A 23,953-nucleotide genomic window follows, 5' to 3' on the forward strand; every position below is an offset into this window, starting at 1 on the left:
TTATGTCACATACCTACCTAACTACCCAAGAGCTTTCTGAGCTCATCAAATACAACCCTCGTACGATTCGTAATGAGCTTAAAGATAGTGTACTTATCGAGGGCATTCATTATATACGCCCGTTCGGTGGTCGTAAGATTTTGTACATTTGGGAAGAGATTGAAAAAGATATGCGCACTGGCATCGCCGGTAGCATCAACGCCATGGCACTACAATAAGGAGAAATAAGATGGCTAGTATTAGAACCCGCAGAGGGAGCAATATGCTATTTGTCGATTTTTATTACATGGGTATACGCTGTCGGGAGACGACAAACCTAACAGACACGCCAGAGAATCGCAAGAAGCTTGAGAAAGTGATTGAGAAAATGGAAGCAGAAATCATTCTAGGGCTGTTCAACTACGCTAAGTACTTTCCAAAAAGTGATAAAGCGGCAGAAATGGTAGCGTTGAACGATCGCAAGGAATGTATTAATACCAATACACCTTCCTTTGAGCAGTTTGCAAAATTATGGTTTTCTGAAAAGGAAATTGAATGGCGTGATACTTACAAGCGCAAAATAAAGGAGATTATTGATATGTACTTGATTGTTAAGTTTGGGACTAAACCCATTCATCTCATAAAAAAGACAGATGTATTAGCCTTCCGTTCATCCCTCGCCAAAGTGACTTACGGAAAAGCTAACAAACATCTGTCAGCGGCACGCATCAATTCGATAATGGTACCTTTAGGTATGATACTAAAAGAAGCAGCTAAACGCTATAAATTTGATAATCCTTACTACGATATCAATGCGCTCAAACAGCCCAAAACAGATATTCAACCATTCACACTGAATGAGGTTTGGACGTTTATTGATGGTGTGAGAGCAGACTATCGCAATTATTATCTGGTACGTTTTTTTACAGGTATGCGTACGAGTGAGATTGATGGGTTAACGTGGGAGAACATTGACCTTAATCGACGTGAGATTGTGATCAAACAGGCTTACGTCAAAGGCAAAATTGTTCCTCCTAAGACTCAAGAGTCTTATCGTGCGATTCAAATGTCACCTTGGGTCTACGATGCTCTAAAGGAACAGCAGGCCATCACTCATAAGCGATCTGACTATGTATTTTGCGCGCATACGGGTGAGCCACTTGATTATAACAATGTGAATAAGCGTGTTTGGCACCCTACTCTCAAGATTTTAGGTCTGAAGAAGCGCAATGCCTATCAGACTCGTCATACTGCAGCAACGCTATGGTTGGCTGCTGGCGAAAGTCCTGAATGGATTGCCAGTCAAATGGGACACTCTACAACCAAGATGCTGTTTAATACTTATAGCCGTTACGTACCGAATATGACTAGGCAGGATGGTAGTGCATTTGAAGCATTGGTCAATCGGAGTCAGATTGCTCAAGTATCTACTGACAAGGGGCCTCACAATGAAAATGATTGATTACGATAAATTGCATGCGACGTTTAAACCTAGTGGCTATGTCAGTAATGGCGCAGATAATATTGCTAACTACCTCATTTGTGAGCTCTGTATTCAGTCAGGTAGTGGTTTGGCTCGTTTTTTAAATGTGGATAGTTGCTTTGATAATCATATGGCGCTGCGCATATGGGTTCAGAGGCGCTTAGACGCTAATCCTGATTATGTACGTGATGAGATGTGTAGCCAGCTTGAGAGTGAGCTTTACGGTCTTTTACCACAAACTGGCTATGGTTATTAAGGAGGATATTATGAGTGTAAACTTTGTATTTGATTCATCTCTTGATGATACGACAAAGCGTTTGTGCCATGAGTATTGGTCCTATGTGTCGCCCAGTGATTATATAGCGCATTTAGAACTGCTTTGTTATGACCACAACACGGAGACTGATGTTTTATTTGCTACACTTGCAAAATGTCAGGTTTATTTAGATGACGTACACTGTGAGTACTGTGGTCGTCCCTATCCATTAGATGTCCCAGCAGATATTCCTCATGCAAGGAGATTGAACTCTTGGTTTTGTGAGGGGTGTATTAGCTTTTCTGGTGGACAGTTTGTCCTAGGTAGGTAAATCTTGAAATAGTTAGAATCAAAAAAACAAAAAAGCCTCAGCTTAAAGTTGGGGCTTTTTCAATTTAGTCAGTTCAGCTATATTTTAGCTAAAACTTTTATAAGATTACACTTTACAGACTACACTAGCTTCTTTAGCCTTATCATAGACCCCGTAAGCATCTAGTCCTAAAGACTCTACATCATCAAGATATTTCTTTGTGCCTTTTTCAAGTGGGCCTTTCCAATCTGGGTCATTGAGTGGGTCTAGGATATCGACAACTTCGTCTCCTTGATCGATAGCTGCTTGTAGCTGCGTTGAATAAGTCTTATCCCACATGTCCCCTACTTTCTTGCTAAGCGCCATACCTGAATTGTCATCAATAACTTGTTTCAAGTCCTCTGGCAGACCTTCATACTTAGCTTTATTCATAGTTACCATTAAAGCAGAACTATAAAATGGCATATTAGTATGATACTTCGTCAACTCATTTAGTTTGAAAGTCTCCATAGCTTCCCATGGAAAGCTTAATCCATCAACTACACCACGCTGTAAAGAAGTATATATATCATTGGCAGGTAGCCCCACAGGAGAAGCCCCCATACTTTCGATGATGTCGCCTGCAACTGCTGAAGGCCTACGAATACGCATACCTCTCATATCCTCAGGAGTTCTGATCAATTTGTTAGTACTGTGCAAGGTTCCAGGTCCTGTGGCAAACATAAAGAGCAAGTGTGAATCTTTATACTCGTCAGCAATCGTACCATTGTCATATAAGGTTTGCAGCATACAGCCTGTTTGTGTTGATGAGTTAGATAACCCTGGAAGCTCTGCAATCTGAGATAGTGGGAATCGACCACTTGTATAACCTTGTACTTGTGAGCCAATATCAATGGTTCCTTTTACAGCAGACTCATAAGCTGTATCTGCTTTGCTAATAGTGGCCGAAGGATATACTTCAACTTTAAGACGCCCGCCCGAATCAGCTTCGATTTTTCTTGCCCAAGGTTCAAAAACCTCCTCATTAATATCAGATGTTGCAGGATAGAAATGCGAGAAACGTAAAACAGTTGGCTCTTCTGAGGAAGTCCTACCATTACTAGATTGATTTGAACAACCTAAAAGGCCCATCGCGGCTAGCACACTTATCGAAAAAATGGGTGCTAATTTCATTATCAATTCCTTTTGATAGTAGTCATAAGTTTATTAATTTAACTTACGTTTTTACAGTATTTGACGAGTAAGTTAAATACACCATTAGTAATGGTTGTACATAGGTAGGTCAATATATACTTAACGTGTACTTAAATACTCACCTGAAATTATCAACTAAAGTGATAGCTGTCAAATCATTTAATGACTATTCTCTCATGTTTATGCTACTGTAATATATTACAAAAATCGGCTAGTTAGGTAGTCTAAGAAATTCAGACGTTGCATAATTTTTCTGATATCTAGACTCTTTTAACGCGTTATTTTAGTCACCCACTGCAAGCAATGTTCTTATAAGAGTCTAATCGATATAAAAGCATTCTTACTGTGGCATTGATTGAATTTAAGAAAACAATATCTAAGTGTGCATATATCAAGGAAGAACAGAATGAAAGGGATTGAATTTTATACTAATGGCCATATTGTCAGCGAAGCTGACAGCATGCGCCAAAAGCTAGGTGTTTTAGCAAAACAATATTCTGCAACATCAGCCATCATTATTACAGATGCTGGTATCTCCGAACTAGGCTATGTCGATACCGCACAGCAATCTTTACAAGAAGTGGGCGTCAATGTAGTTGTGTTCGATAGTGTCGTTGCAGACCCACCGATTGCAGTTGTTGAAAGCGCTATTGAGCTCGCAAGAGACAATCAATGTAACTTGATCATTGGTTTAGGGGGCGGAAGCTCTATTGATACAGCAAAGATTGTCGCCTTATATCCAAACGACTTTCAGTCCGTTAACGATATTTTGGATAAAGATATTAGTGGTTTCAAAAAACTGCCACTATTTGCCATACCGACTACTGCTGGTACGGGCGCAGAGTCTACCTTTGTCTCCGTGATTACAGCAAAAGATGGCAGTAAAAAAGCTATTTATACTCCTAAAATCCTACCTGACGTTGCCATATTAGATGCAACCCTAACCCTAAAACTACCCCGTCATATCACTGCAGCAACCGCGCTTGATGCAATGGTGCATTGTATTGAGGCCTATACGAGTCGTACTAAAAAGAATCATATTTCAGATGCACTGGCCCTGAAGGGATTACAAATGCTTTGGCATAATTTTGAAAAAGTGTTAAACCAAGGCGACGATATTGATGCTCGTGCCGAGATGCTATTAGGTTCTACACTGGCTGGTATCGCTTTCGTCAATGCCTCCGTGGCTGCTGTTCATGGTCTGTCCTACCCGCTTAGTATTAATTTCCACATTCCACATGGACATGCTAATGCACTCGTTATGTGTGGTGTTTTCACATTTAACTTATCAGAAGCTGCACCTCTCTACGCAGAGCTGGCTCGTGCTGTTATACCTGCTCAAACTGCTGGAATGACAGATTTGGACGCCGCTACTTCATTTATTAGTCAATTAAAAATGTTCTTAGGAACCAGCGGTCTTAAATACCGTTTAAGTGAATTGGACATTACAAAGAACGATATTCCCGCCCTAGCCGACATAGTTATCAATACTTATGCACGACTAATCGCCACCAATCCCAAAGATATGACTTTAGAGGAAGTCACTGCAATATATGAAGAAATAGCCTGATAAGAGATGTTTTTTAAATAATTTTGTCTATCAATCAAGGAAGATGATCATGTCGAAATATGAATTAGAAGTTGCTGTTGATGGCTTTCACTATCTAGAAGGACCTCGCTGGTATCAAAATGCATTATGGTTTGTCGATTTCTATACTCAAGGCGTTTATCGAGTTAATAATGAAGGAGTGGCAGAAAAGATTGTGCATGTTGAACAGCAACCTTCCGGTTTAGGATGGTTGCCTGATGGACGTATGCTGGTTGTGTCGATGAAAGACCGCAAAGTATTACGGTTAGAAAATGATGGGAACTTGGTCGTCCACGCGGATATCTGGGAGCATTGTGGTGGTCATGCCAATGATATGGTGGTAGCCCCTAATGGCAATGCCTATGTGGGTAACTTTGGCTTTGATTTGATGGGTGGCGCTGACCATAAAAATACAGGGCTTGTATTGATCAAACCTAATGGAAGCTCACAGATTGTTGCCGAAGGGTTAGCTTTTCCAAATGGTATGGTTATCTCTTCAGATCAAAAAACATTGATCGTTAACGAGCTTTTTGGCAATAAAATTACGCAATTTGATATTAACGAAGACGGTAGCCTAGGAGAAAAGCGTGACTTTGCTAATTTTGGAGAATTAGGCGATGAGCCAAATCTTGGTTTGCGTATAGAAAATGCCAGTATATTACCTGATGGTCTCACGCTAGATGTCGAAGGTGCTGTTTGGATCGCAGATACCTTAAATCAGCGAGCTGTACGTATAGCAGAGGGTGGCGAGATTTTAGAAACTATCGATACTGCACCTGATGGTATTTTTGCTGTTACCCTTGGCGGACAAGATGGTAAGACACTGTTCATGTGCGCGGCACCAGATTGGGATGAGGCCTCTCGCAAGGCAGAAACTAAAGGACGTATGTTAGCTGCGCAAGTTAAGGTAGGACATGCAGGTACGCCATAATTAGAAAGTTTTTAGAACGTAAATAAAAAGCAAGCCACTTAAAGTGGCTTGCTTCTTTTATCTCTGAGTCGTCAGTTTTTCATAAAATATGTAAAGGTATACAACGTATATACTTTTTTTCTCGTCTAGCCTTTGAAAAATAAAAGATCGACATTAATAGCGTCTTTATATTCTGGTAATTACATACCAATCTGGGTCACTATAAAGTAGATAATAGTGCCTATGTAGTTACCAATGACATAACCTACCGTACCGATAACTAAAATAGGGCCCACTAAATTCGTCCAGCCTTTACTAATTGCTAAAGCGGCTGCAGTTGTTGGACCACCAATATTGGCATTACAGGCCAGTATGACTTCCTCAATACTAAACTTGAATAGCTTTCCCACACCCATAGTGATAGCTAGATTAATCAGCGCAATTATTAGTACAAATACGAATAATAATGGTGCTTTGGTCACAATTAGACCAATAGAGGCTGGAATACCAATGACCACAAAGAACAGATAAATACAATAAGTTCCCAGCTCTTGGCTACCATTTAATTTTTCGAAACTGCTCTTAAAAATAGAAACTATTACAAAGGTTATTGTTGTTAGCAAAAGGTACTTATCAGTAATCAAACTAATGAGCAGACCAATCACAACATTATCACTAGTGCCTAATAAGGCTTGCAAAAATGCGGATAGCTTAAATGATATTAAAACTATGAGCATAGAAGCAGCCAAACAAATCGCTATATCTTTTAAGGAAATCAGGTTGGGTTTCCAGTATGCTTCAGACAATGTCCGACTATTCGACATTTCTGGATTTTTCTCAATTGCGTCTGTATGCGGTGAACCCCATACTCGACGTATGATAGGGACTCCAGCCAATCCAATCAATATTAAGAAATATACGGCCATCATCATATTGTCAGCAACAATAGTCGCAGCATTAATACTTTCACTTGGTGCTAACTTAGCTGACATAGCAGCGTAGTTTACCCCTCCACCACTATACGAAGCTGAAATCATGCCACTTACTTTGTCTAGTTCTGGAATGTAGTGCCGTAGTGCCATAAACGCAAAGACAGTACCAATCATAGTCGCTATAGACGATGTCAAAAATAACAGTAGTAACTTCCAGCTTTCTTTGACAAGAGACTGTATGTTTGTTTTAAATAGGAGCAAAGGTATTGCTAAAGGAACAATGTAACCCCAGACGATGTCATAGGTAGGAGCGTCCGTTGGAATAACTTTTAGATTGGAGGCAATAATTGCAATCAGCAATGCAATGATAGCACCTGGTATTTTACTGGCCCACTTATAACGTTGTTCAATAAAAATAGCAGAAGTGGCTGCAACCATCACAAATGTCCATAGCGCTAAATGATCATCTGCCTGAATCAATGTTTCCATCATGTTCCTCCTTGAACCTAATATTGATAAATGTCAAAATTTTGAAATTACAGTCATTGATGATCTACAACATCCCAGTGAGCGGCACCATAAATAGCATGGCTTTTTTGGTTATAATATGCCCAAAGTGAGTTGCCATAATCAAAATGCCACCACTCAGTAGGTAAGTTGCTAAAACCTACAAGATTCATTACCGAATACAGTAAGCGTCGGTTTTGGCAAGCAGGATGTGTAGGTTGGTCTTCATAAAAATGCGTATGTGAGCGCTCAGTAGGCTCATCAAAACCAGCACCCATATCAAGCCATTCATTTGTTTCACGATTGAACAAAGTGATATCTACAGAGCCTCCTGTTAAGTGAGGGCTAATAAAATCCGCTCGCACTGGTGCAACAAAATCCGATAGGAGCTGTTGTTGTTCATCAACGCTAAGATGTGGGTATATGGTTTTAATATTGTCGCCAATTTTTTCTTGCAGGGCTTTTTGTACGGCGCTTGAACGCCAAGCATCAAGTACCAAAATCCCTAAATGTTTAGGAAGCAAATCAGCAGCTTGTTGTAATTTTTGAATAACAGATTGCCTTGCCACACAAATATTAATGGCATGATTGACGTTACTATCAAAATAAATAGGAAGTTGCTTAAGGTTTTGAGTGTTTGGAACGGCTAATAATGATTCATTTGATTCGAATATAGATATATTTTCTATATGTCTCCAGTCGTGTTCGATAGGAGTAGGTATTGAAGATAAAAGCATTTTTCTCTCAACATGGTTCTATATTTTTTAGAAAATAATGTTGAACGTATCTTTGATGCTTAGATAAGACTGAATAATATTGACACCTAAACTAACCTTAGTTCGAGTCTTAACGTACCATCAACTATTAATTTCCAAAAACATTTTTTCTTGATTTACATAGCCAAAAAATATACTAGCATAGATATCTTAGAAACATATATATGTTTTTAGACTAAAAAAGACGTATCACAAAATGTAGAACAGTCTTGATGAGTATCTTGATAGATAAGACTATGTATGACTACTACTCCAACTATATAAAGCTAATCATTTAAATACAGCTCAGCCATACCATCAAGTCTCGCTTTTACCTCTTTCCAGTTCGGCATGACTTGGGTCAACAAGCGCCAAAAATTCTCACTATGATTGTGCTCGGCGATATGACACAGCTCGTGCAGTATCACATAATCAATGCATTCTTTTGGTGCTTTGACTAAGTGCGGATTGAGGATTAAATTGCCTTTATTTGAGCAGCTTCCCCATTGTTTTTTCATGGTCATTAACTTCAATGAAGGATTATTTTTTACCCATGAAGCCTTATGTATCAAGGCCTCAAGCCTCTCTCTAGAGACCAATGTAAATTTGTCTTTATACCATTTATCAATCAAGCTTTTCACGAGAACCGCTCGTTTTTCAGCGTCTAATTTAGAATCACTTTGAGACAATTCTACCTGTAACTTACCGCGACTGAGCTTCACCGTACTGTTTATTTTATCGCTAGTTTTTGCATCGGTTATCACTTTTAACACATAACGACGACCCATATAAAACTGGGTCTCACCGCTGACATAACGCTTAGGCAGTACATGGTCTTTTTGCTTGGCAAAGTCCTGTAGGTTTTGCCATATCCAGCGCGCACGCTTCATTATCGCGTCATGTATCATCTCATCTGTAGCATCAATAGGCGCAGTAACGACCACACGCTGATCAGGATGTACTTTAATCACAATTTTGCGAGGTTTGCTTTTTTCAGTGGTCAGAGTATCAGCTTTAGACTTACCTACTGTTGCTTTATAAGTGCCTTCTTTACGCACGATTTCGTAGTAGATCTTATCTTGACCATAATAAAAGATGCCATTCTCAGTCATTGCCTACTACCTACCCTCTGGCTGCTCTTGGACTGCTTGTCTCTCTCATGCTTTTCGTTTCTCTTGAAAGCCCAAGTCGGGTAATTTTTAGTACTGCTTCAATGAGCTGCTGCGCTTTATCGATACCTAGGTCAGCAAATAACATTGGCAATAAGCGTCTATTAATCGCATTTTCAATTTCTGCTGGATTAATAGAATACTCAGCCACTGCTGTCTTAACGATTTTATCAATCTCAAAGGCGTAAGCGACGAGCTTATCGTTATCTAGCTCTCTATCCGTTAAGAAATCAGCATCAAACAAATACTTAAACAAACCAAAATATGCATGAGCATGTTTGTTTAATTTGCCACTATCATCGATAAAGCTATTTGGTATATCAGCGACATCACGCTCTTTGACGGCTTGCTCAAAGTCAGCAAACATCATGTACTGCTTCACTGGCGCATCAAACATGGCTTTGGCATCAGCAATTGCTTGCTTAAGTAATTTAGAAAAATACTCTTGAGCATAAGGATCATCAGCCAGATCTTGTTCAATCATCTTGGTCACACGACCAGTAATTTTATCCGTTTGGTTACGCGCTTCATCATCACTCATCGTCTCAGGCTTAGCATTTTTTCCTAAATTGTCGACTAGGTAAACGCCCTTTGCTTCTTTAACCTCAAGCCCTGCAATATGCTTATCGAGTAAGCTACGAATATCCGCTTCGTACTCATCGTAATCGATGGTCTCATCAGCGTCTTCGCGTACTTGCTTGCGTAGATTAACAAAGGCTTTTAGATCTGTCTTGTAGCGATCACGCTTGCTATCAAATGATTTATCTTCAAAGAAAGACGCTGATTGCAGTGCAATTTTCATAGCGTTAGAAAACTCGGTCAAAGCCGCATAAAAGTCATCACGCTCTTTAAGCTTGGTATCGACTACCCTGCCATCTATTTCCTGCATTTTTGGCGCAAGCACCTGTCTTAACGCTTGCCCATCTTGCTTGTTTTTCACCGATGAGAATATCGCCCACAGCTCGCTATGCAGTCTTGGTAGCTGCTTATACTCGGTATCCATTGCGTTATATAGACCCTTGAGGTCTTCGATATCAAAGCCACCTTGCGTACGTTCCGCTAAGTCTTGATATTTCTCAATGGTGATATCCAGCTCTTTTAAGATGCCGCGATAATCAATCAGATAACCAAAGCGTTTTTTCTCATGCAAACGATTCACCCGCGCAATCGCCTGAATAAGATTGTGCTGCTTTAATGGTTTATCTATATATAGCACAGTGTTCTTGGGCTCATCAAAGCCCGTTAATAGCTTATCGACGACGATCATAATGTCAGGACCATCGTCCTGACTGAAGGCTTCTATAATGGCTTTGGTGTATGCTTTTTCATCACCGCCGTACTCTTTGGCGACATTATCTTGCCACCAGTTTTGTACGATATCTTTTGATTCGCCATCGACGGTGTCATGCCCCTCACGAGTGTCAGGCGATGACATGGCAACCACAGAGGTCACTTTGCCAATCTTATCCAAAGCGATCTTATAGCGGATAGCTGAGGCTTTAGAATCACAAGCCAATTGACCTTTTAGGTGCTGCTGTTTAAAGTTTTGAAAGTGATCAGAGATGTCATGAGCGATCAGCTCAATACGTCCTTCAACCTGATAGATTTGACCTTTTTGGGAGAACTTACGTTTTAGGTCGGTTTTTTGATCATTGGTGAGCTTTTGGGTAATACGATCAAACCATGCATCGATGGCTTGGTCATTGGTATTGAGCTCAGGGATACGCTCTTCGTATAAGAGTGGGGTGACGGTTTTATCTTTGACCGCTTGCTGCATAGTATAAGAGTGAATGATGCTACCGAATTTGTTTTCGGTCTTGTCATCCTTTAGCAGAGGCGTACCCGTAAAGGCAATAAAAGCAGCATTCGGTAAGGCTTGTGCCATGCGGATATTATTCTCACCATTTTGGCTGCGGTGACCTTCATCGACCATGACGATAATATTTGGGCTGTCGTTATAGCATTCATCATACTTCACGGCTGAGCCAAACTTATTAATAATTGAGAAAATAACTCGCTCGTTACCGTGACCGATTTGCTGCGCTAGACGACGACCAGAGGTTGCCATCGCATCGGATTTATCACGATCACTAAGCACACCACCAGAAGCAAAGGTTTTACTAAGCTGGGTTTCCAGATCGACACGGTCGGTGACCACAATGACTCGGCACTTCGCAAGCTTCTCTAACCAAATCAAAGCTTTAGAGAAGAAAACCATAGTGAAAGATTTACCACTGCCTGTGGTATGCCAAATGACACCGCCTTCACGACTGCCCTTTTCATCAAAGGTGCTAATGCGTTCAATCAAGGCTTTGATACCAAAGACTTGCTGATAACGGGCAACAATTTTGCCAGCCTTTTTATCAAATAAGGTAAATAGGCGTGTCATTTCAAGCAAACGCTCAGGCTGTAATAAGCTAACAATTAGGCGGTCTTGATCGGTAACGACCAGATCACCGCCAGCAATCAGTGATTTATATTCATCTGTAATAGAGACAGGACGATGAGCGAACAGATTCTCAATCTGCTCAGGACTGAGCGCTTGGTTTTTTAGACGGGCAAACTCAGGCTCAGAGATCTCTTCCTCAACCCATTTTGCCCAAAACTTCTCAGGCGTACCGCAGGTGGCATACAGACCGTCATTACCATTGACCGCTAGCAATAACTGGCTATAGGCAAATAGATGTGGAATTTCTTTTTGCTTTTGATTGCGAATATGCTGGGACACCGCTTGAGCATTGGTCGATTGCCACTCTCTACTGGAGTCAGGGCGTTTGGCTTCGATCACTGCTAACGGCAGACCATTCACAAAGCAGACGATATCGGGTCTACGGCTGTTTGTACCCTCGCTATTGAGTACCACCAGCTCTTCGGTAACGTGAAAACTATTATTGCTAATATGATTCCAGTCTATCAAAGCAATAGTTTGTGAGGTTTTTTTACCGTCGATAAACTCAGTCACGGTCACGCCATAAAGCATGGCGTTATAAAGCGCCTCGTTTGCTGCCTGCAGCCCTAAGTTCATCGCTGGGTTTAGCTCGTGCATGATTTTATCAATGGCGCTGTCTGATAAAGGATGCGCCTGACCTTCAAATGTAAAAGTTTGCTTGGCTAAAAACGCACGCATAATAGGCAATAACACTACTTGGTTGGTGGCCTTATTTGAAGCCACTTTTGAGCGCATGGCACTGCATTGGCTTGGTGGGATAAATTCGTAGCCCAGCGTGGTGAGCAAGGTTAAGGCAGGGATTTTTGAGCTGAATTCTTCGGCGAAGTTGATGCTGATATCGGTCATATTTGCCCACTTGATAATATTAAAATGAGTCGCTACCCTGTAAAAAATGTTTTTGTAGATTTCCAAATTTGTTTAATATTCATAATTAAGCTGCTATACAAAGCAGGGAAATTGCATACTTCGATCTGACTCTGATATTGGCTGTTTCTAGCTAACTCTTTGTCTATTTCTAGAGCAAATTTTAAAGACTGAGCTTCTCTCAAAGAAAACATTGCAGAAAATATCATAAGCAACAACAGTATTACGTATGCTTTTAACTTAAAAATTACATCGTTTAAATCGGTAATACCACTGAACCAGAAAGACATTATTAATACCAGTGCAGCAGATATCATGAGCATTAAAAAACCCGTTATCTTTAAAAAATTTAGAAACAGTTTTTCAATGCAGCTTATACTAATAACAGGATTACCATCTATCGTTATAATAAATATATCTGCTCTTTTGAACATTTTCATCGTAAGCTTACCATTCGAATCAACTCTGAGCTTTAACAATTTTTCTCGAAAAGGTTTGTCCCAACTTATACCTTCGAACCTCTTATACAAACTATTTTCTAGCGATTCTTTAAGATAATCAGCACTTCTACCCGTTACAATACCCGCATCGAGCGCCTCCTTTAGCGCTTTACTTTTACGACTAGTTATGTACTGATGAAAGCTAGTAATATCATTTATTTTATATAAAAAAATTAGAAAAGCGGTCGAGATAACGCCAAATTTTCCTAGTCCTAATAAAGTAGTCACAATTTTAGTTATATCTGGTTCCACTGTTTACTCCCTATCAACCACTTCTTAAAGAACTCCAACCCGACAACTAAAAGCTCAGTCATAACTCACATTCAAATTTTTATCAATTTTGAAGCCATCGTAAAGCGCGACAATTAGTAGCTGTCCATCTTTGATCAAGACTAATATATTCTCTTGATCGACATACGCTCCGTAAGGATTATCTTCGGTGACATACGCTTCGTCTTCATCTTCGTATAAACCATATGATAAAAATGCTTGGTAATCTCCGCTTTCATGCAGTTGAAAAAACCCACTGTCAGATGCGCCTAAATGTAGACTTGCAAGCTGTTCTAATAAGCTAGGATCGGTGATAGGTGGCATTAGTGTATCAAATTGCTCAATACCAAATGAGTCCGCATAACCGCTGAAATCTTGGTCAGTTAAGGGTAGCTCGTAATAAGGATAGGAGACACGAAATGCGAGGTCATACTGTTCGGTATCCTCGTATTCGCTAGCTGAGGCATGCACTAAAGTATTTCCAGCAGATACTATTAGCACGCTTAGAGATAATAAACGGAATAATGTCATAGAATTTTTAAATTTATTGACAGTGTTAAAATGAGCAAGGTTAAGGCAGGGATTTTTGAGCTGAATTCTTCTTGGAAGTTGATACTAGGATTGGAATCGGTCATGCCTGCCGCCTTTTACATAGCGTTTGTTTGGTTATCTTGATTTTAGCTGATACGAACAGAAAAAAGGCATAAAAACATTGCTATTTTTATACGCGCCCCACACTTACCTATTGATAGCCATTTTAGGTTAGTGACCTACTGCATTAACTCATCAGTGGTTTTAAGGAGCTGTTGAGTCGACCGTATTCTAATATATCCAAATTTGGACGTTTGATAGTACTTCTCATACGCTAGGGTTAAATAAATATCTGCAAATATTTTATAATAGCAATCATAATACCCATGAAAACAACAAATAATATTTAATATATATACCGATATGAATATATACAGTCACGACAAACTAGAAAAATCTATGCAAGACACGCCTACAAATGCTCTCATCAGATTGATATATATTAGTGATATCAATACCGCTGATAGCTCGGTGTTTGCGCATATACAACATCACTCAGAATCTTTTAATAAAGAGAACCATATCGCGGGTTTTTTGTGCAATAACAATGAGAGCTTTTTGCAATGTCTAGAAGGCACAAAGGAGGTTGTCTCCTCCCTGATGCAAAGAATATTCAAAGACAAAAACCATAAAGATGTGGATGTCGTTTTTTCTAAAAAGATAAGCGGTTATAGCTTTACAGATTGGCGTATGCACAGTATTAATCTAAATGATAGTAACTGGAAAAAATTCTCAAATCATACTCAGCTAACTGATATCTCCCCATTCAAACCACAGCATTGGCCTCATTGGTTCGTCGATCATTTTATCGAGTCCGTAAAAACCATTGATTACTCCAACCTAGATAAAGACCTGATTACCTTTGATAAGCTAGGATATTCCGATGTCCAAAAGACGTTGGCCAGTAATAATGTGTTGTTCTATATCTTTTTGAGTGTGCTGATCAGCTCTGCTGTGGCGATCTTGCTGTTTAGATATAATGTCATTGCTTGATGCCATTGCTTAATATCAGTCAGTGCCGATATTAGGGCGTGTCCTCAATCTGAACGAGAGCGCCTAAAAGAATTAGATATAGGTACGTTATGGAGCAATATTAAGATAGGGAGCTTTACACTAAATTCTTCTGTGAAGTTGATACTAGGGTTGGTCATATCTGCCCACCCTGATTACATTGCTCATAATCTAATTTTATTACATCCGATAAGGGCGTAAATCTTGGATTCAAAACGACTTCTCTTTCACCAACTCGCATCCAAAAAATATCAGAATTACTTACAGTAGTTTCGATAACAACTCGATCTTCTTTATCAAACCCATAGTGATTAAAAGCGAATGCTTTTGCCGTATCGAAATCAGTAGTCCAAGACTGCCTATCCCTATAACTTTTGTCCTCAAATGACTCTAAAGAACATCCTCTGTATACAGTCAGCTTGGCTGGTTGTTCAGGATAACTATCTATAGGCGAAGATATTATTACTATTGGAAACCAGGCATCACCACCGCGACTAGGGTGTGCATAAAGTTCCTGATGTAGCTCTAATCCTTTATATTTATTAGAAACATTAAAACAATCAAACATTACCTGCATAAATTCATTTTCTTTATCACTACCTTCTTCGTAGTAATGTGTATCACCGTCAAATGAACCCTCTTTTTTGGAATCAGTTAGCATGTTTAAGAGCAAGTTATTTGCCATGCTTTTAAAACTATCATCAAAACTATTATATTTATCGAAGAAATGATCAATCTCAATCTGCATCTCATCCTTTAAGCAATTTAGCACTGACGGTGGAAGCTCAACTTTATTCATTCGGCACTACCCCTAAACAAAGAAAAACCGCCAAGGTTGCGCGTTGCCCAAAGGCACTAAGCGTGGCAGTTGTATAGAACACTGTATAATTGGCTGCGATGTCGCGGTAACTATTTATAATAAATTCAATATCATCAGATAATCACAGCAACAAATACCTATATTAGAATACTATTATTTATAGTCTATCAAATATAGAACCTTTGTTAGGAGTGAAAAACTTCTCATAAAACTTAGTTGCGTAGTCATCAGTCATACCTGCAATGAAATCGCAAATAACTCTCATTTGTGCATGTTCTCTAGCTTCATCTACCACACTCTTTTCTTCTTGCTCTAACTTCTCTATAACAGATTGTAATAAGTATTTTTTTGGATTTTTCTCGGCATCTTGACTGGCTTGCGTCCATCTTTCTTTAGTAGACTTTGGCAAAAACCTTTCAGGATCTTCTGAAAGCACTTGAAATAACTCAATAATTAATTTCTGACCTTTGAACTCAAGCTGTTGAACATTTTCATCTTTTATCACAATATCATATACAAGATTACAGATAAGTTCTCTAAGCTTTTCAATTTCTTCTTCAAGCTTAACTTCAAGGTACAGCAAAGGGTCAGTACAACCTGAACCATTATTTACAATAACAATGCTAGTAATCATTAAATTAATTAAAGAGCCAATTGCATTTTTTCTCTCATGACTCTTGCTACTAAAAAGCTGCTTTGTTATTGAGGCAAATTCTAACTCGCTTCTCTCAATTTTATTTGCTTTATTGTCCAACAAGTAATGTTTTTTTTCGAAACGCTTTTCCCACTGCTTTTCATTAATCATTCCTAAGGAAAGTGCATCTTCTAAGTCGTGTAAGCTATAAGAAATATTATCTGCCAGATTCATAATTGTACAATCTAGTGATTTAAATCTAGTTTTTCTATGTTCACCGACTTTTTTCTCTTTAAGTTTGAAAAAATTCTTTTGATCTTCTTTGCTAAAAGCTTTAAAAATGAAGCTGACAATATCTCTGTCAACATCGTAATAGCACTTAGGCGGTTTTTGAGTATCTGCTTTGAATAACCAATATGGTAATTCAGGGTTTTCCTTAACTTTATAAAAACTCTCATCAACTAATTCATGATATGAAACAGGGTACTTCAAAACGCCTAATAGCATTCGTCTTGTAGGGTTCAGGCCATACTCATCAGTATATTTTTCTATCTTCCCAAGTATTCTCAATGTCTGACCGTTACCTTCGAATCCCCCATACTTTCTCATACAGTAATTAAGAGCTACTTCACCACCATGTCCAAAAGGAGGATGTCCAATATCATGTGCTAAACAAATAGCTGTAATCAAAGACATATCAGGTAAGTACTCTTTGTACTCTGAAAACCTCTCAGATTCATTGATATACTGAACAATACCTCTACCAATTTGCGCCACTTCCATAGAGTGAGTTAATCGAGTGCGGTAAAAATCACTTTCTCCTAACCCCAATACTTGTGTTTTAGATTGTAGACGCCTAAAAGCAGCAGAATGTATTAGTCTGGCTTCATCTCTATCATATTCACTACGAACTTCATCATAGCGCTTTGGTGGCTCCTGTCTTCTTTCTTCCATCGCCTTAATATCGATCATATACATTACTTCTTTTAATTAGAATTCACTAAAGTATCAGCTAAATCATCAATTTAAGCAAACTTTCGTCTATATCAAACCACCACCCGCTTCTTCCCCATCAACAACACCTGCATCAGCGCCTTCTTCTCTTGCCGCAAATCAGCCAATTGCTGCTCAAGCAATTCAATCTCTTTATCGGCATTGGTTAAGACAGTCGCGACTTTTTGTTGTTCTTTTAGGGCGTGCAGATATAGACAATGCTTAGAGTGTCGACGACAATATGTAAGGAATATTTATTCAGCCGATGCTGGACGGTATTTTAACTCTAAATCATTTAAATGGCGCATTAACTCAATTATTTTGGCAGACAGATCATCTAAATCAAACGTTTCAAATGCCCAAGATATGCCCCATAAAGTATTGTTTGTTTCATACCAAATTTTATTATCCAAGTTTAACCATGAATCACCAATTAAATCTTTAAATTTCTCTGTCAACTCATCCGATTGCTTGCCAATATGTAAATTAATCTTATGCGAAACATCATTATCACTTGCCTTCATCCATAACACGATATCAGAGCCTGTTGTCCAATTAAGATTAGTGAACTTAATGACAGGCTCATAGTCATACCACTTAGCGTGTTTCACTTTACATTCAAAATTTTCTAGGTCACTGGCATTTAAGTCTGATGAAATTCTGGTTCCAATTTTATGCATCAGATTGTTATAGATATAGTCGCTTAATTGAGCAAACTCATTCAAGTTTTCAGTTAAAAAAGAAATTTCGTCTTTATTAATTGCGGTCATGGTATTTAAGCCTTTTAAATGTAGTAAGAACTCTCTGGCGAACAAAGTCCATTTGTTATAAGGATTATTAAACATAGTTTGTGATAACTCTATTTCGATATGTTGAACCAGCTCGTTATATGAGATGCCATGCCAACCTCCTACTACAAGATCTACGCTCACATTACCATCAAGGCAAAGCACCAGTTTAATGAGCGTCTTTGGAGCTGAGTGTTGAGTTTTCTTACTAATACGTTCATTACCAAAGGCTGTATATTCATCAAAAGGATTATTTTGATGGTGGTAGATTTTACATTCAATCACTATTAACGCAGTGTCAGTTTCTACGAGTAAATCAATACGCTTGCCATTTTGCGTAACCACTTCTGTCTCTACACTCTCAAAAGCACCTAAAGAGGATAGTATGTTTTTTTTAGCGATAGCAGACTCTAGACCTCTAAAGAAGCTGTGACCCAAACCATGATGGTTGGCTGAATTTAAAAAGAAGCTGAGCAGTTCAGTCGTTGGGTTTTCAAAATGCCCTCTTGTGCCAATATCAAATAAATTCAGCTCTTCCTCCGTAAAGTCTAATGCTCTAAATTTGTCTATAAGGGCTTTAAACCTTTTAAGATGATAGGGAGCTTGCACTGATGTCATTGTAATTCCTTTTATCGATCGTTTTTATGTTGTTGGATTAGTGCTTTCTAGAGGTGCCCTTTAAATGGTGCACAGCTCACCATTTAAAGGGCACCACGATAATCAAAACTTATTATTAGCTATGAGCCTGAGTTTCAAATCAGTATCCATCAACAACCACCCGCTTCTTACCCGTCAACAACACCTGCATCAGCGCCTTCTTCTCTTGCTGCAAATCAGCCAATTGCTGCTCAAGCAACTCGATTTCTTTATCGGCATTGGTTAAGACGGTGGCAATTTTGTTTTGCTCATTTGATGAAGGGAAGTGAACTGGAATCTTTTCGCATACAGCTTTATTGATTTTAGGTTGAGCCGATCCTGAGTTAAACTTTCTATAATCGAGACTTTCGAGATATATACACAAAAACTCAGAGTTTTTATCTTTATTTGCTTTCATGACATGTGCATGATTATTAACCCAGATTTTTCCCGAAACCATAAACACATGAGGAACTACTCTTGATAGAATGTTTTCGCCGTCCTCACCTAACAAAATTAATTCATCGTCAAAAATATAGTCGTTTACATAGTCAATAATGCCTGTTGCACCAAAATAGGGATATTGACCTTGAATATCAGCTCTATCTTCTTGCTTAATAGGTTTGCGCATTCCATTTAAGAATGTCACACAGTCTTTCAAAGGAGCAGTTTCCCACTCACCCTCAAACCGTTCTCCCTTGTCATCTAGCAAACGCTTTTTACCCGTTAGTAATTGCTGCATTAAGGCTTTTTTCTGCTGGGTGCTGTTATTAATCAAACGCTCGGTGGTGCTAATCGCTTTATCCCAAGTGGATAGGATGTTGGCGATTTTTTGTTGTTCCAATACAGGAGCTAGAGGAAATTCTACCGAATAAAAATCCTTATGATTTAAGTCAGGAATAGTGCTAGCACCAGCTTTAGTTAAAATTAAATGTTGGACTCTGGGTGAACGTAGATAGTTCACTAAAAAAGTTTTGTCAATTTTATCTTTATCAAAGTCCATCAAGAAAAAATTATTATGAAACGCACCTTCGACATCCGTGACAACAATGCCTGTGTTACCAGTACGTGTCATCAACACATCATCTCTATTACAAATAACACGTTGTGAAGGGGCTTCTACATATTCACGATCTTGATCCGTCTTTTTAATCGACTGGATAGTTATATATTCTTTTGACGTACTCGTTGGAGCTTTTAGTCGTTCAGAGATAGCAATTTGTAAACCTTGCCTAACTTTCATAACCTCAGAAAGTCTAACGCGTTTCCAATCTTTAGGGATTCCCCCTAGTTGTGAGGGTTTCAGTAAATTAGGCACCATAACCCAACTCCTTTAAAAACCCTGCCATCTCAGTCTCTAAACTATCTAACTCAGCCTTTAACTCAAGACGCTCAGACCGCACTGCATCCAAATCAATCTCCGCCTCTTCCTCAAACGTATCGACATAGCGTGGAATATTTAGGTTAAAATCGTTATCCGCTATCTCATCAAAGCTCGATAAATACGCGTATTTATCGACACTTTCTCGCGCTTTATAGGTCTCAATGACTTTAGCAATATTGTCTTCAGTCAACTGGTTTTGGTTTTTACCTGATTTAAACTCATTGCTGGCATCAATAAACAGTACCGTGTCATCAGTTTTGTTCTTTTTAAACAGTAGAATAGCCGCTGGAATACCTGTCCCGAAGAATAGCTTTTCGGGTAAACCAATCACCGTATCGAGCAAGTTTTCTTCGATCAGTTGCTGACGGATTTTGCCTTCGCTTGACGCACGGAATAGCACGCCATGCGGTACGACCACACCCATGCGGCCGCCTTGTTTTGATGAAGAGGCAGGTTTGAGCGTTTCGATCATATGACTGATAAAGGCATAATCGCCCTTGGTCTTGGGCGGTACACCGCGATGAAAGCGACCGTAGGGATCGCTGCTGGCATCGTCATGTCCCCATTTATCCAGTGAAAACGGCGGGTTGGCGGTCACCACATCAAACTGTAATAAGTGCTTGCCGTCACTACCTAATAGCAGCGGATTACGAATGGTATCGCCCCACTCGATACGGTGGTTGTCCTCGCCGTGTAGGAACATATTCATCTTGGCCAGTGCCCATGTTGAGCCGATGGCTTCTTGACCGTATAGCGCATACTTCTTAGAATTTGAGTTTTTGCGTACCATCGCCCCGCACTTAATGAGTAGCGACCCCGAACCACAAGCCGGATCACAGATTTCATCACCCTCGACAGGCTCAAGGATAGTCGCTAGCAAATTGGACACTTCGGGCGGCGTATAGAATTCACCAGCCGTCGCCCCACTACTGGCGGCAAAGTGCTTGATTAAGTACTCGTAAGCATTACCGATCACGTCCAAGCTACCGACACGCTCAGCACTTAGATTAAGGATGTCTTTGCCAAAGTCTTCTAATAGGTGGCGGAGTAGCTCGTTCTTTTGCTTTTCTTGACCGAGTTTGTCGGTGTTAAAGCTTATGTCTTGGAAGACGTTTTTGAGCTTCGTACCGTTGGCTTCTTCAATCGCGTGTAGCGCCTCATCGATGCGCTGACCATTGCCCGGCTGATGACGCTGCTCGTATAAATCCCAAAAGCTTGCGCCCTCAGGCAAGACAAAACGCTGCTTGGACATCATCGCGTGGATCAGTTCAGGGTTGTCGCCAAACTGCTCGACTAACTTGATGTACTCATCGCGATAGACGTCAGATAAGTACTTGAGAAACAGCATGGTTAAGATAAAGTCTTTATAGGTATCGGCGCTGATAACCCCGCGAAAGGTGTCACAGGCGTTCCAGACGGCTTTATTGATATCGTCTTGATTGATTTGGCTGGCGGGCATTGATGATTCCTAAATACTTTGGAAAATTGTGAATAATTATAGTGAGGTAATGATAGCAGGGTCTGATATGGATATCTTAAACTGACAAGCATTTAATTATGAGATTCTTCGAAAGTGGTGTAACATTTGTTTATTTTTATTTTGAGGCAAAAAATGGTTTTGACACGACATTTTATCCAAAAAATGGCGACAGCAATAATAGCGCTGAGTATCAGCTGGTCAGCATTAGCGGCGGATTTTGAGTCTCTTAAAGCATTAGCTGAATCAGGCGATTCTCAGTCTCAGCTTGGGCTTGCTAAGCACTATCAGACGCTCGTAAGACCAGACTATCGTATTTTTAATAATGAACCTATCGACTTCTATAATGAAGATAAAGACGTAGATGACAATGCTGAAAAAGCGTTTAGCTGGTATTTAAAAGCAGCTAACCAAGGTAACGCTATCGCCCAAGCGAAAGTTGGCGGTATTTATCATGATGGTATATATGTCCCGCTAGATCATACCAAAGCTTTTAAATGGTATCAAAAAGCAGTTAAAGAAGATGTGGCAGAAGCGCAGTTTGGCTTAGCGTTAATATACGCTTACGGTAATGAAACACCTAAAGATCCAAAAAAATCAAAATACTGGCTTGAGAAAGCAGCAGCACAAGGTTATGCCCCTGCTTTGTTCCACCTTGCGTATGACTATCAAAACCATTATGGCGATGACGAAAGCCAGAAAAAAGCGCTTGAGATTTTCAAAAAACTGGCGAATACAGAGAGTCGAAATAGTGAATATGCTGTTCGTTCGTACTATGCACTAGGCTTTATGTACTATGATGGTTATGGTACTGAAGAAGACTATAAAAAATCGGCATACTGGTATCAAAAAGCTGCTGAACAAGGTCATGATACTGCTCAACTGGAACTGGGAAGAATGTACTCTAGAGGTGAAGGCGTTGGGCAAAATCATGAAAAAGCCCTAAAATGGTATACAAAAGCAGCAAATCAAAAAAATGTCTTGGCACAAACAGGTCTAGCATGGATGTACTACCATGGTAATGATGTCGAACAGGATTATACACAAGCTTTTAAGTGGTTGAACAAAATAGTAGAGAGCGGTAAGGACGACCACTCAATTCAAGCAATGCTTGCGTCGTTATACCTCAATGGTGATGGTGTCGCTAAAAATAATGCTGAAGCAATCAAATGGTACGGTAAAGCCTGTCAAAACGGCAATCGCTATAGCTGTAAGCAATATTTAGAATTAACCCAATAATAGAAATAAACCATATGAAAACAGTTGCATTCTATCTACTAGCTACCCTAGCTTTAAGCGCTTGCACAACAGCAATGAATACAGGGATAACGAGTAATAACAGCAATCAAACCGTGACTGAATTTCCCGTTCAGACTGCAATGAATAACATATATACAAAAACGCGTAGTGAAGATCTGTCTACTGTTATGTATGGTCTAAAAATGGCAAAAGAATTTACAGTCATGCCCAAAGGTACAACTGTATTCAATAATCAGCAGGTACAGAGTGCTGAAGTAGTCAGGCTTAGCAAAGTCGAAGGGCAGATCATTGATAAATCAGTAGGTGTAAACTATTTTACTTTGAATCCGTTGGTTTTCCACGGTTTTACCAAAGATTCAGGCGAATATTCTATAGCAACTCAAAGCGTAACTATTCCTAAAGTAGCGACTGTTGGCGATTCAAATCAGTTTGTCACTGAACGTATCTACTCAGATAGTAGCAAAAATATACCAGTTAATTTTTATAACTTAACTTGGTCCCTATCACGTGCCAGCGCAAATACTGCATGGTTCTGTATAGATATTGATATCTATACAGAACCATGCAGTATTTGCGCTGAAAATAGCTTTGAGATCATAAACTATATGAGTGAATAATGGTGTCAAAGCTACTTTCAGTACAAACCACCTGTCTTTGCCACCAAATTTATACGATTTAAACACACAGATATTCGCGTTTATGATCAACATTTCTTTCATGTCGATAATTAATCGAGTCTGTCATGTATGTGTTCATTGAACAAAAAGTAGCTTGAGCTATATGAATTAAGAATGAAAAATATTATAAATTTTAAGAAGTGATTTGAAATAACACTAAACCCTATTTTGACATCTTAGAATTACAGGTCAATCTGTATCAGGTATCTAAGCTTTACTCTTCTATTAATAGAACATTTTCGCTCCACTTTCCACATCCAAGCTATCACCCTAAACTATTTTTCTAGTTATCTTATCTATTTATACACCTACAAACTCTAGCTAATTCCTGAGTCACTATAGATAGAATTGTCATCAATTTTGTCTACAAAAGCTTAGAAGCGTAGCAAGGCGTCATTAACTGTCGCTTAATTTAAGTTTTTGCCTCAAAACCTCACAAATTGGCTTTCAATTGTTTGCTAATACTCGTAAATTATTAGTGGAGGTCAATACACAGGGTATAACGACCAAGTCATC

At 39.3% G+C, this 23,953-nt stretch carries 21 protein-coding genes; 9 read left to right on the forward strand and 12 right to left on the reverse strand.

The window, feature by feature from the left end; genetic code table 11:
• The first annotated feature begins 2 nt into the window (after nucleotides 1-2).
• Genes A3K91_RS09830 through A3K91_RS09845 form a run of 4 tightly spaced genes read left to right on the forward strand, consistent with a single transcriptional unit; the run spans nucleotide 3 to nucleotide 2,049 of the window.
• On the forward strand, nucleotides 3-218 hold the full coding sequence (locus A3K91_RS09830) for a hypothetical protein (RefSeq protein ID WP_045447035.1): 216 nt from the start codon (nucleotides 3-5) through the stop codon (nucleotides 216-218).
• Between the two features lie 11 nt (nucleotides 219-229).
• Nucleotides 230-1,441 (forward strand): site-specific integrase, encoded by a 1,212-nt coding sequence (locus A3K91_RS09835; protein ID WP_062845095.1) that lies wholly within the window; start codon nucleotides 230-232, stop codon nucleotides 1,439-1,441.
• A complete protein-coding gene (locus A3K91_RS09840) occupies nucleotides 1,428-1,718 on the forward strand; it encodes a hypothetical protein (RefSeq protein ID WP_062845096.1) in 291 nt (96 codons plus the stop codon). Before A3K91_RS09835 ends, A3K91_RS09840 begins: the two co-directional genes overlap by 14 nt.
• 10 nt (nucleotides 1,719-1,728) lie before the next feature.
• The gene (locus A3K91_RS09845; RefSeq protein WP_062845097.1) at nucleotides 1,729-2,049 is read left to right on the forward strand and encodes a hypothetical protein; all 321 of its coding nucleotides are present in this window, start codon (nucleotides 1,729-1,731) and stop codon (nucleotides 2,047-2,049) included.
• Between the two features lie 105 nt (nucleotides 2,050-2,154).
• Here A3K91_RS09845 and A3K91_RS09850 read toward each other — a convergent pair whose 3' ends face one another.
• The gene (locus tag A3K91_RS09850; protein WP_062845098.1) at nucleotides 2,155-3,201 is read right to left on the reverse strand and encodes a TRAP transporter substrate-binding protein; all 1,047 of its coding nucleotides are present in this window, start codon (nucleotides 3,199-3,201) and stop codon (nucleotides 2,155-2,157) included.
• A gap of 427 nt (nucleotides 3,202-3,628) precedes the next feature.
• On the opposite strand from A3K91_RS09850, the gene A3K91_RS09855 reads away from it, so the two are divergent.
• Both A3K91_RS09855 and A3K91_RS09860 read left to right on the forward strand, forming a co-directional pair.
• Entirely contained in the window at nucleotides 3,629-4,792 is a 1,164-nt protein-coding gene (locus tag A3K91_RS09855; RefSeq protein WP_062845099.1) for an iron-containing alcohol dehydrogenase, read from the forward strand.
• A gap of 49 nt (nucleotides 4,793-4,841) precedes the next feature.
• A complete protein-coding gene (locus A3K91_RS09860; RefSeq protein ID WP_062845100.1) occupies nucleotides 4,842-5,741 on the forward strand; it encodes an SMP-30/gluconolactonase/LRE family protein in 900 nt (299 codons plus the stop codon).
• A gap of 179 nt (nucleotides 5,742-5,920) precedes the next feature.
• Here the strand turns inward: A3K91_RS09860 and A3K91_RS09865 are convergent, their stop codons facing one another.
• The 6 genes from A3K91_RS09865 to A3K91_RS09890 all read right to left on the reverse strand — a co-directional run bounded on the left by A3K91_RS09865 (nucleotide 5,921) and on the right by A3K91_RS09890 (nucleotide 13,637).
• Nucleotides 5,921-7,144 (reverse strand): DUF819 family protein, encoded by a 1,224-nt coding sequence (locus A3K91_RS09865; protein WP_208855347.1) that lies wholly within the window; start codon nucleotides 7,142-7,144, stop codon nucleotides 5,921-5,923.
• Between the two features lie 50 nt (nucleotides 7,145-7,194).
• Nucleotides 7,195-7,896: a M15 family metallopeptidase gene (locus tag A3K91_RS09870; protein ID WP_062845102.1), complete on the reverse strand. Its 702-nt coding sequence runs from the start codon at nucleotides 7,894-7,896 to the stop codon at nucleotides 7,195-7,197.
• 305 nt (nucleotides 7,897-8,201) lie between these two features.
• Nucleotides 8,202-9,026 carry a M48 family metallopeptidase gene (locus A3K91_RS09875; protein WP_062845103.1) on the reverse strand — a complete coding sequence of 275 codons (825 nt, stop codon included), beginning with the start codon at nucleotides 9,024-9,026 and terminating at the stop codon, nucleotides 8,202-8,204.
• 10 nt (nucleotides 9,027-9,036) lie between these two features.
• Nucleotides 9,037-12,378: a type I restriction endonuclease subunit R gene (locus A3K91_RS09880; protein WP_062845104.1), complete on the reverse strand. Its 3,342-nt coding sequence runs from the start codon at nucleotides 12,376-12,378 to the stop codon at nucleotides 9,037-9,039.
• Between the two features lie 32 nt (nucleotides 12,379-12,410).
• On the reverse strand, nucleotides 12,411-13,148 hold the full coding sequence (locus A3K91_RS09885) for a hypothetical protein (RefSeq protein WP_062845105.1): 738 nt from the start codon (nucleotides 13,146-13,148) through the stop codon (nucleotides 12,411-12,413).
• Nucleotides 13,149-13,202: 54 nt separating this feature from the next.
• Nucleotides 13,203-13,637, reverse strand: coding sequence for a hypothetical protein (locus A3K91_RS09890; protein WP_062845106.1), 435 nt, complete (start codon nucleotides 13,635-13,637; stop codon nucleotides 13,203-13,205).
• A gap of 519 nt (nucleotides 13,638-14,156) precedes the next feature.
• Between A3K91_RS09890 and A3K91_RS09895 the strand changes: the two genes are divergently transcribed.
• Nucleotides 14,157-14,750: a BLUF domain-containing protein gene (locus tag A3K91_RS09895; RefSeq protein WP_062845107.1), complete on the forward strand. Its 594-nt coding sequence runs from the start codon at nucleotides 14,157-14,159 to the stop codon at nucleotides 14,748-14,750.
• A 154-nt stretch (nucleotides 14,751-14,904) separates the two neighbouring features.
• On the opposite strand, the gene A3K91_RS09900 is transcribed toward A3K91_RS09895, so the two are convergent.
• From A3K91_RS09900 to A3K91_RS09920, 5 genes are all read right to left on the reverse strand, one after another.
• The gene (locus A3K91_RS09900; protein ID WP_062845108.1) at nucleotides 14,905-15,567 is read right to left on the reverse strand and encodes a hypothetical protein; all 663 of its coding nucleotides are present in this window, start codon (nucleotides 15,565-15,567) and stop codon (nucleotides 14,905-14,907) included.
• A gap of 178 nt (nucleotides 15,568-15,745) precedes the next feature.
• A complete protein-coding gene (locus tag A3K91_RS09905; RefSeq protein WP_084387327.1) occupies nucleotides 15,746-17,194 on the reverse strand; it encodes an anti-phage deoxyguanosine triphosphatase in 1,449 nt (482 codons plus the stop codon).
• 275 nt (nucleotides 17,195-17,469) lie between these two features.
• On the reverse strand, nucleotides 17,470-18,621 hold the full coding sequence (locus A3K91_RS09910; RefSeq protein WP_062845110.1) for a PD-(D/E)XK nuclease family protein: 1,152 nt from the start codon (nucleotides 18,619-18,621) through the stop codon (nucleotides 17,470-17,472).
• A gap of 139 nt (nucleotides 18,622-18,760) precedes the next feature.
• Nucleotides 18,761-19,960 (reverse strand): restriction endonuclease subunit S, encoded by a 1,200-nt coding sequence (locus tag A3K91_RS09915; RefSeq protein ID WP_062845111.1) that lies wholly within the window; start codon nucleotides 19,958-19,960, stop codon nucleotides 18,761-18,763.
• Nucleotides 19,950-21,482 carry a type I restriction-modification system subunit M gene (locus A3K91_RS09920; protein WP_062845112.1) on the reverse strand — a complete coding sequence of 511 codons (1,533 nt, stop codon included), beginning with the start codon at nucleotides 21,480-21,482 and terminating at the stop codon, nucleotides 19,950-19,952. The genes A3K91_RS09915 and A3K91_RS09920 overlap by 11 nt, the downstream gene beginning before the upstream one ends.
• Before the next feature lie 159 nt (nucleotides 21,483-21,641).
• Here A3K91_RS09920 and A3K91_RS09925 point away from each other — a divergent pair, with 159 nt between their 5' ends.
• Together A3K91_RS09925 and A3K91_RS09930 are read left to right on the forward strand one after the other, a co-directional pair.
• Nucleotides 21,642-22,739 (forward strand): tetratricopeptide repeat protein, encoded by a 1,098-nt coding sequence (locus A3K91_RS09925; protein WP_167541799.1) that lies wholly within the window; start codon nucleotides 21,642-21,644, stop codon nucleotides 22,737-22,739.
• 14 nt (nucleotides 22,740-22,753) lie between these two features.
• Nucleotides 22,754-23,377 (forward strand): hypothetical protein, encoded by a 624-nt coding sequence (locus A3K91_RS09930; RefSeq protein ID WP_062845114.1) that lies wholly within the window; start codon nucleotides 22,754-22,756, stop codon nucleotides 23,375-23,377.
• Nucleotides 23,378-23,953 lie beyond the last annotated feature (576 nt).

The sequence above is a fragment of the Psychrobacter alimentarius genome (assembly GCF_001606025.1).
In the GTDB taxonomy this organism is placed as follows: domain Bacteria; phylum Pseudomonadota; class Gammaproteobacteria; order Pseudomonadales; family Moraxellaceae; genus Psychrobacter; species Psychrobacter alimentarius.